This window comes from Agromyces kandeliae, from assembly GCF_009674665.1.
Taxonomy (GTDB): domain Bacteria; phylum Actinomycetota; class Actinomycetes; order Actinomycetales; family Microbacteriaceae; genus Agromyces; species Agromyces kandeliae.
Map to the genome: position 1 here is coordinate 1 of NZ_WKJD01000001.1, position 8,537 is coordinate 8,537.

12 protein-coding genes are annotated in these 8,537 nt (G+C 72.2%); 5 read left to right on the forward strand and 7 right to left on the reverse strand.

Annotated elements, in window-relative coordinates; genetic code table 11:
- The 3 genes from GJR97_RS00005 to GJR97_RS00010 form a co-directional block, all read right to left on the reverse strand.
- Positions 1-1,533, reverse strand: a 1,533-nt coding sequence (locus tag GJR97_RS00005) for a DUF222 domain-containing protein (RefSeq protein WP_195760555.1), incomplete at its 3' end; no start/stop codon positions are given.
- Positions 1,452-1,961 (reverse strand): hypothetical protein, encoded by a 510-nt coding sequence (locus GJR97_RS17795; protein WP_195760556.1) that lies wholly within the window; start codon positions 1,959-1,961, stop codon positions 1,452-1,454. The genes GJR97_RS00005 and GJR97_RS17795, both read right to left, overlap by 82 nt.
- 133 nt (positions 1,962-2,094) lie before the next feature.
- Positions 2,095-3,135, reverse strand: a complete 1,041-nt coding sequence (locus GJR97_RS00010; RefSeq protein ID WP_154344525.1) for an EamA family transporter — start codon at positions 3,133-3,135, stop codon at positions 2,095-2,097.
- Between the two features lie 72 nt (positions 3,136-3,207).
- Between GJR97_RS00010 and GJR97_RS00015 the strand changes: the two genes are divergently transcribed.
- Positions 3,208-4,155 carry a LysR family transcriptional regulator gene (locus GJR97_RS00015; RefSeq protein ID WP_154344526.1) on the forward strand — a complete coding sequence of 316 codons (948 nt, stop codon included), beginning with the start codon at positions 3,208-3,210 and terminating at the stop codon, positions 4,153-4,155.
- Positions 4,156-4,209: 54 nt separating this feature from the next.
- Here the strand turns inward: GJR97_RS00015 and GJR97_RS00020 are convergent, their stop codons facing one another.
- The 3 genes from GJR97_RS00020 to GJR97_RS00030 are packed head-to-tail and all read right to left on the reverse strand — an operon-like array spanning position 4,210 to position 5,998.
- Entirely contained in the window at positions 4,210-4,926 is a 717-nt protein-coding gene (locus GJR97_RS00020; protein ID WP_154344527.1) for a hypothetical protein, read from the reverse strand.
- Complete coding sequence (locus GJR97_RS00025) at positions 4,923-5,654, reverse strand: hypothetical protein (RefSeq protein WP_154344528.1); 732 nt, start codon at positions 5,652-5,654, stop codon at positions 4,923-4,925. The genes GJR97_RS00020 and GJR97_RS00025 overlap by 4 nt, the downstream gene beginning before the upstream one ends.
- Positions 5,651-5,998 (reverse strand): PadR family transcriptional regulator, encoded by a 348-nt coding sequence (locus GJR97_RS00030; RefSeq protein WP_154344529.1) that lies wholly within the window; start codon positions 5,996-5,998, stop codon positions 5,651-5,653. Before GJR97_RS00030 ends, GJR97_RS00025 begins: the two co-directional genes overlap by 4 nt.
- 81 nt (positions 5,999-6,079) lie before the next feature.
- On the opposite strand from GJR97_RS00030, the gene GJR97_RS00035 reads away from it, so the two are divergent.
- The 4 genes from GJR97_RS00035 (at position 6,080) to GJR97_RS00050 (ending at position 8,189) form a co-directional block, all read left to right on the forward strand.
- On the forward strand, positions 6,080-6,985 hold the full coding sequence (locus GJR97_RS00035) for an aminoglycoside phosphotransferase family protein (protein WP_154344530.1): 906 nt from the start codon (positions 6,080-6,082) through the stop codon (positions 6,983-6,985).
- A 156-nt stretch (positions 6,986-7,141) separates the two neighbouring features.
- Positions 7,142-7,345 (forward strand): ribbon-helix-helix protein, CopG family, encoded by a 204-nt coding sequence (locus tag GJR97_RS00040; RefSeq protein WP_195760557.1) that lies wholly within the window; start codon positions 7,142-7,144, stop codon positions 7,343-7,345.
- Positions 7,342-7,740 (forward strand): type II toxin-antitoxin system death-on-curing family toxin, encoded by a 399-nt coding sequence (locus GJR97_RS17945; protein ID WP_324612919.1) that lies wholly within the window; start codon positions 7,342-7,344, stop codon positions 7,738-7,740. Before GJR97_RS00040 ends, GJR97_RS17945 begins: the two co-directional genes overlap by 4 nt.
- Before the next feature lie 95 nt (positions 7,741-7,835).
- Positions 7,836-8,189, forward strand: coding sequence for a SpoIIAA family protein (locus tag GJR97_RS00050; RefSeq protein ID WP_154344532.1), 354 nt, complete (start codon positions 7,836-7,838; stop codon positions 8,187-8,189).
- A gap of 101 nt (positions 8,190-8,290) precedes the next feature.
- On the opposite strand, the gene GJR97_RS00055 is transcribed toward GJR97_RS00050, so the two are convergent.
- Positions 8,291-8,537: HNH endonuclease signature motif containing protein (locus GJR97_RS00055; protein WP_195760558.1), on the reverse strand; the 247-nt coding region annotated here is incomplete at its 5' end.

Here is an 8,537-nt window from a genome sequence, read left to right on the forward strand (position 1 = left end):
GTCGATGTGGTGCGCTTCGACGTAGCCGATGTTCTGGCCGCAGGAGGCGCAGCCGCCGTCGCGCTCGCCGAGGGCGAGGCGCTGCGCCTTGGTGAACAGGCGGGCCGCGCGGCCGAGGTCGAGGGGCAGGCTGCCGCCCCCGAGTACGGCGGGGATGACTTCGGCGTCGGCGGCCATGCGACGGGCGGTGCCGGCCGAGATGGGCTGTTCGATGCCGTCGATGCGTGCGTGCCCGAGCCCCTCGACGAGCGCATCGAGGTCGACGCGAACGACGACCGTGGTCTTGGTGAGCGGAGCGAGGGTCTGGGCGCAGCCGAGGGTGTGGCGGGCGAGGGCGGCCAGCGCGTCGGCCTGGATCTGTGGGATGGTTCGGTGGTCGTCGATGACCGCGCCGTGAACACCGTCGCCGTGCGCGCCGTCGCCGGCCGGGCCGTCGGCGAGCGTGCGACCGCTGAGTGCGCGTCCGCCAGGTTCGCGCCGGCGCAGCGCGTCGCTCACGAGCGCCTCGATCGCCGCCTTCACCGGAGCCGCGCTCTCGGGGTCGAGTCGGGCGTGCAGGTGCACCACGCCGCGGCCGTCTTCTCTCATCGTCAGCGATCGCTCCATGCGGAGTTCGTCTTCACGCGGTTCGACGCCGTCGGGATCGAGTCGCGCCTCCGCCTCGCGCACGCCGCGCATGAGGGTCTCGAGCGGCACCCGCGCGGCAAGGTCGACGAGCGCACGCTCGACGACCTGAGCGCGATCGGGATCGGACCGCATCGACGCCCGGTCGAGCATCGTGGTGATCGCGGATGCCGCATCGACGCTGAGCGCGGCCGACTCGAGGGCCTCGGCGACGTGCCGATGGCGCGATGGGAGGCGTTCCCCGGTGAAGGCCTGCCGTTCCGCGGTGGCGATACCGACCGCGATCAGCCGGCGCGCCTCGCCACGCGAGCCTCCGGTGGCGGCGGCGATGAGGCGGGTCGAGTTGTGGAACCCCTGCGCCCTGGCCAAACCGGTATCGCCGAATTCCGGCCCGGACCGCTTCGACACCTCGGCCGCGACCCTCGTCAGCAGGGCGTCGACGTCGCGCCGGACCCGCGCCAGCGCACCGGTGACCTGCATGAGGCCGCCATCGCTCAGTTGCTCGACCTCGACCTGCGCGCCCGCGCGAACGGCGCCCCACGCCGCCGATCCGCCCGCCCACGCCTCACTCAGCGCGGCGACATCGCGCTGGAGCGCAGCAAGCGCGCCCAGCGGAAGGTTCCGGGTCGGGGGCTGTTCCATGCTTCGATCCTGCACCCACCCACCGACATCCGTTTGCACCGGAAATGCCGGTTGACCTGCTTGTTTTCCTGTGCAGAACTCCGCGCGGCGTGCTCCTGTGGAGGACGAGTCGTCGTGCAGCTTCCGAACCACGCTCGGCGGCGACGGCGGCGGTCGCCGACCCGTGGCGCGCGTGCGAATCGTGTCTACTCGGCCATCGGCGAGACATCCGTCACGATGTTCCCGAACCGGAACCCCTCGAAGGAGAACGTTCCGGTGCCGTCCCACGACTCGAGCGAGATGCCCGCGAAGGACGCCTGCGTGATCACGGTCCAAGCGAGCACGAAGACGACGATCCCGACCACCGCGCGATCGAGGCGACGGATGGCATCCGCCTGGTCGACGGCGCGACGCAGCACCCCGGTCATCGTCGTGAACACGACGATCGCGATCACCGCGTACGCGAAGCCCGACGGCTCGAGCGTCGCCGTGAGGCAGAGCGGCGCGGCATCCGTCGCCGGGCCGACCCCATCGAGATTCCCGCCGTCGCCCGTGAACCCGCCCGCGCACGTGCCCTTGCTCGCGCCGCCGATCAGGCTGTACGCGAAGCCGGTGCCGATCGCCCACCCGAGCAGCCGCCGCACCCGCCAGAGCACCGCCGCGCCGGGAAGGGTCGAGAGCGTCGCGCTCGGCGGCAGGGACACGGTGTCGGGCATGCGGGCCTCCGCGGTGGTAGGGGTGCGGCCATGCTGGCAGCGCCCGGGCGCGAGGCGCAATAGGCTGGGGCGGATGCTCCGGGGCCCCGCGCACCATCGGGTCGTGCGGCGCGTGCCGCACGTCCCGCGCGCGTCACCCCGACCGCGGCCCCGCGGCGTCCATGGCGGATGCCTCCGGCGCCCCTTCTGCCGCCGTCGCCCCAGCCTTCGCCGTCGCCCCAGCCTTCGCCGTCGCCCCTGGCGCCGCCGTCGCCCCAGCTCGCGCCGTCGCCCCAGCTCGCGCCTTCGCCCCAGTCGCCGCCTTCCGCCGCCCCGGCGCATTCGCCACGAATACTCCGACCACGAGCACCACCCCGCCGACCGTCTCCCACATGTTCGGCACCTGTCCGAGCAGCACCGCCGCCGACGCCATCGCGACGACCGGCGCGAGCAGCACCCACGGCACGACCGACGCCGACCGGTTCCGCGCGAGCAGCCCGTTGAAGATCGCGTAGCCGACGAGCGTGCAGAGCCCCGCGGTGTAGAGCGTCGAGAGCAGCGGGCGCCATCCGAACGCCGCGATTCCGGCGGCGATCGCGTCGGGCCCCTCGATGAGGGCCGACAGGCCGAGCGCGGGCAGCGGCACGACGAGCGACGACCACACGGTGAGCGACAGGGCGCCGAATCGCCGCGCGGGCGCGACCGGGCCGGCCTTCCGCGAGATGACGTTTCCGATCGCCCAGGACAGCGCGGCGAGCAGGCACAGCACGACCGCGAGCGCCGGCGCGTCGCCGCCGCGGCCGAGGGCGACGACGCCGAGCCCCACCGTCCCGAGCAGCACTCCCGCGACCTGCAGCCGCGTGGGCCGCTCGCGCAGCGCGAGCGCGGCGACGAGGATCGTGAGCACGACCTGCGCTTGCAGCAGCAGTGCGGCGATGCCGGGCTGGAGCCCGAGCGCGATCGACGTGTAGAGCAGGGCGAACTGGCCGAGGCTCATGAAGAGGCCGACGCCGACGACGGTCTTCCAACTCGCGAGCGGGCGCGGCACGAGGACGACCGCCACCGCGACGACCGCGAAGCGGATCGCGACGAAGAACAGCGGCGGGATGCCGTCCATGCCCCAGTCGATGACGACGAAGTTGAAGCCCCACATCGTCGCCACCAGCGCGGCCAGCAGCATGTCGCGTCTCGTCATGGGTCAAGGGTGGCCCGAGGCATCCGGAAACACCAGAGACCATTTCTGCTCCTGAATCGGTAGCATTGCTGCATGATCGATCTCGAAGCCGTGGTCGCGCTGCGCGCGGTGGCCACGAACGGCAGCGTCGCGGCGGCGGCGGATGCGCTGGGGTTCACGCCGTCGGCGGTGTCGCAGCAGATCAAGCGCCTCGAGCGCGGCACGCGGGTCGCGCTGCTCGAGCGCGCGGGTCGCGGTGTGGTGCTGACGGATGCCGCTCGCCAGCTGGTCACGTCCTCGGCGACGGTGCTCGCCGACCTGGAGCGCATCGAGGCCGACCTGCATCTCGCAGGCCGGGGGCCTGGGGCGGATGGCGCGGCCGCGCGCCGCATCACCGGCGAGGTGCGCATCGGCGCGTTCTCGACCGCGGTGCGGGGCCTGCTCGTCGACGTCCTGCCGCGGCTGCGCGACGAGCATCCCGAGCTGCGCGTACCGCTCCGCGAGAGCGAGCCGTGGGAGACGATCGCGCTCGTCGCGTCGGGTCAGCGCGACCTCGGCATCGTGCACCGATGGGGCGGCGTCGCGCTCGCGATGCCCGACCACCTGGTCGAGACGCCCCTGTTCACGGATGTCGCGGACGTGATCCTGCGCCGCGAGCATCCGCTCGCGCTCGCCGGGGCCGCGGCGCTCACGCCGCAGGACCTCGCCGACGAGGAGTGGGTCGCGACGTTCGACTCGACGATCTGCCGGCAGTGGCTGCGGCGCCTGTTCGACGGCGTCTCGAACGCCCCGCGCATCGTGCACGAGTCGATGGAGTTCGAGAACCACCTCGAGCTCGTGCGCGCCGGGCTCGGGGTGGCGTTGGTGCCGCGCCTCGGCCGGTCGCCGCTGCCCGACGACCTCGTGGCGATCCCGACGGTCGAGCCGGCGTCGGTGCGCGGCGTCGCGGCCGTGCACCGCCGCAGCCAGGCGGACTCGCCGGCGTTGCAGGCCGTGCTCGACGCGGTGCGTGTCGGGGCGACTGGTCTCGACGCCGCCTGAGGTCCTCGGAATCGGCGGGCGGGCGCCCGCCGGCCCGGCCTCGAACGGTGCGGCCTAGTTGGCGTCGTCCATTCCGGTGTAGTGCACGGCCGCCCCGTGGCATCCGGCCTGCGTCCAGTCGTAGGCGTCGCCGAGCGGTTGGTCTCGGGGTCCGTACATCGCCTCGTGCCATTCGGGGGTCCGGGAGTCGTTGAACTCGTCGAGTTCGTCGAGCACCGCCACCGTGTCGCCGTTCTCCCAGGTCTGCCAGATCGGGATGAACGCGGCCGTGAACCCCTTGCCGGCCATGCACGCCGCGTCGAGGTGGGCCTGCATCAGGATCGTCTCGACGTCGATCGCCCACTTCTCGACGAACTCCGCCGACGGCCTCGGGATCAGGTCGAGGTCGGAGGTCTCGTCGTACACGGTGTACCCGAGGATGGTGGCGATGCCGCCGGGAGCCGGTTCGGCGTCGCCGTCGACCGAGGCGGATGCCTCGCCAGAAGCGGATGCCGCCGCCGGGGACGTACTCGGCTCGGGGTCGGCCGTCGCGAGCGTCGGGTCCGTCGCCGAAGCGGTCGGGGCCGGCGAGACGTCCGACGCCGCGGCCGACAGTTGCTCGTATCGGTTGACCTCGGAGACGGCCGCTGCGGTGAGCGCCGCGGCGGTGCCGATGGCGATGACCGCCCCGACGGTACCGATGAGGAGTGCGGCGCGGCGCCGCGGCATCCGTCGGCCCTGTCGCGCTTCGTCGCGTCGACGCTCGTCATCGAGCAGGTCCTGCATGTTCATCGGGATTCCTCTCCGGTAGGGACGGATGCGGCAGATGTCGGGAGGCGGCGCGCCGGGCTCGCCCACTGGGCGGTGGCGGCGAGGCAGAGGACTGCGACGCCGGTGCCGATGGCCCAGGCGGCGGGTTCGAGCCACGTCACTCCGTTGATCACGAGGAGCGCGGTCGCGCTGATGTAGTACAGCGCCTCGACGCTCTGCGCGAAGATGAGGAGGCCGGTGACGGCGAGCACCGCCGCACCCCAGTGCCTCGTGCGTCGGTGCCGGAGCAGCGCGGTCGCGACGAGGGCGACCGCGCCGAGCGCGATGGTGAGCGCGACGGAGTTCGGGACCCAGCTGATGTCATCGATCAGCAGTGCACGCACCTGGCGGGCCGCGATGAACGCGCCGACCGCGACCTGCACGATGCCGATGACTGCCACCGCGGCGAGGAGCAGCCCGTCGGCGCGCGGCAGGCTGAACCGGATGCCCTCGCGGCCGGTGAGCTGCGCGCGCCGCCAGCCGAGGTCAGCCGGGATGCCGCGCAGCATCCGCGCTCGGATCGACCGCGCCGTGGCGCGCTGGCTGATGCCCGACTCGGTCGCCCAGGCCGTCTGCTCGTGCAGGTCGGAGAGGACCTCGTGCTGCCGGTCGGCCGCGACGAGGGGATCGAGGCCGCCCGTGTAGCGCAGCGTCCAGTGCAGCGTCGCCCGGGCGGCGCGCTCCACGGCTCGGTCGTTCCGGCCGGTCATGCGAGCGCCTCTCCGGTCACCGCGCCGCGCTGCTCGGCGCGGGCAGCCGCGCGAAACGCGGCCTCACCGGCTCCCGTGACCCGGTAGAGGCGGCGGCGCGGGCGTCCGTCGGCCTCGGCGAGCTCGGGTGCTTCCCACTCGGATTCGAGCAGCCCGGCGGCATCCATCCGGTTCAGGGCGCGGTAGAGCGTGCCGTGGGAGATCAGCGCGGACCCGTCGCGCTCGGCGAGCGTGCGCGCGAGCGCGAACCCGAAGAACGATCCCTCGCGCGGCTGGATGGTGAGCCCCGCATCGAGGATCGCGAGCTCGATCGGGAGGAGCACTCCCGGGCGTCGTCGTGGCATGGTCGCGACTATACGCACCTATGTGCGTATAAGACAAGGGTGTCCGTTCGAACCGTCGTTCCCGGTGCCAGACTGTCCTCGATGGCCCTGCACCATGATGAGATCCCGATCGACGCCGACCTCGCGGCATCCGTCATTCGACTCGAACGCCCCGAGTGGGCCGAGTTCCCGCTCGTCCGTGCCGGCGGCGGCACCGACAACGTCATGTTCCGCCTCGGCGATGAGCTGCTGGTGCGGATGCCGCGGACGCCCGGGCGCGTCGGCTCACTGCGGAAGGAGCGCGAGTGGATGCCGCGGCTCGCGCCTCGGCTCCCGGTGCGCATCCCCGAGCCGGTGCACGCCGGCGCGCCGTCGGACCGGTACCCGCTGGAGTGGTCGGTGTACCGGTGGATCGAGGGCGCCCCGCCGGCATCCGACACGGTCGACGACTGGGCGCGGTTCGGCGCCGACCTGGCGGAGTTCGTCCGCGACCTGCACGGCACCGAGCTGATGGGTGCGGTGCGGTCGGGGGAGTTGAGCTGGTATCGGGGCGGCAGCCTGCGCGAGCCGGTGTCGTGGGTGGAGCCCGCGTTCGCGGCATCCCGCGCCCTGGTCGGCGACGTGCTCGACGTCGACCGGCTCGAACGGTGGTGGCGCGACGCGCTCGTGCTGCCCGACTCGCCGGCGCCGCACGTGTGGCTGCACGGCGACCTGCGCCCGGGCAACCTGCTCGCCCGCGACGGACGGCTGTGCGCGGTCATCGACTTCGGCGCGCTCTCGGTGGGGGCACCCGACGCCGAGCACGCTGCGCTCTGGGACCTGCCGTCGGCCGCGCGCCGCGGCTACTGGGATGCGATCGACCTCGACGAGTCGACGTGGCTGCGCGCCCGCGGCTGGGCGATCGCGGTCGCCGTGAGCGGCATCCCGTACTACAGGGAGACGTTCCCGGAGTTCGTGGCGGAGTGCGTGGCGCGACTCGAGGCGATCCTCGCCGACGGCGAGCACTGACGCGTTTCGAAGGCGACCGGCCGCGATGTGCTGGAACAGCGCGCTGTGAGAGGCGCACGACGTTCGCATCCGTTCCGGCCGAGCGGATGTCGCATCCGACGTGGTATCACCGTGATACCTCGCTGTACCATGGTGGCCGACGGAAGGACCGTGCCCATGGCGATGACCCTGCGACTCGATGAGGCGCACGACGAACTCCTCGAGGCCCTGGCTGCAAGGCTCGGGCGTTCGAAGACCGAGGTCGTGCAGATCGCGCTCGACGATTTCGCGGAGCGAGCCGACAAGTCCGCCCGTACGCGCGCGGCCTTCGACCGCGTCCGTTCGCGCGACGCCGACCTGCTCGACCGTCTCGCCCGGTGACGGAAGATCGGGAGGTCGACTACCTCGACCCCGACGATGTCGAGGCGCTGCTCGACGATGAAGGGTTCCACTACAAGGACGGCGCCCGCGGTCGCAACCTGCTGCTGTCGGCGCTCGCCGCACCGATGCCGGTGTTCGGCGAGGAGGTGCACCCGACGCTCGACGAGAAGGCGGCGGCGCTGCTGCCCGCGGTGATGCGCAACCACCCGCTCGCCGACGGCAACAAGCGGCTGGCGTGGTTCGTGACCGTCGCGTTCCTCGAACTCAACGACCTCGATCTCGTCGTCGATGACGTGGCCGAAACCGATCGGTTCCTTCGCGAGGTCGCGGCGGGCGCGGTCGATCTCGACGGGATCGCCGCCTGGGTTCGCGCTCGCATCCGTCCGTTCGTGTGACTGTGCGGGATGGGCCCGCAGGACCAACGACCCCTCGACGCCGTCGCCCCCGCACGCAAGGCTGGGCGGTGACGACGAGAGAGCGGAGCACTCCGATGACGATCACGCAGTCCGACCGCAGCAGTGGTGACATCCTCGGGTTCGTCGTGTCCGGCGACGTGACGAAGGCCGATTACGACGTGATGACGCCCGCGGTCGAGGCCGCGGTCGAGGAGCACGGCACGGTGAAGCTGCTGCTCGACCTCACCGACTTCCGGTGGGAGAAGGTGGGCGCGTGGGGTTCCGACCTGCACTTCGGTCGTGAGTTCCATGAGAAGGTCGCGCGCATGGCGATCGTCGGCCACAAGAAGTGGGAGGAGCGCCTCGCCCACCTCGCCACCCCGTTCTACGCGCAGGAGGCGGCGTACTTCGAAGACCCGGATGCCGCCTGGGCCTGGCTCAGGAGCTGACGCCGCCCCGCCGCATTGCCGGGGTGCGTGCCAGTGACCGTCGGCAGTGGGGGTGGGTGCTGCCGAAAAGGGGAGCGCCCCATGAATGCATCCGACCGGCGTCATGCCGCGCGCACGTCGCGCAGCTCGAACTGCGCCCGCCCGCCGAGTCGTGGCACCTGCGCTGGGTCGATGTGCGGTGGCGGGACGAACCAGATCTCGGTGGGGCCGGGGCGGATCTGCCATCCGTCGCGGTGGATCATGTGGTGGCAGAAGCTGCAGAGCAGGACTCCGTTCGAGAGGTCGGTCGGGCCGGCGTCGCGTTCCCACCAGTCGATGTGGTGCGCTTCGACGTAGCCGATGTTCTGG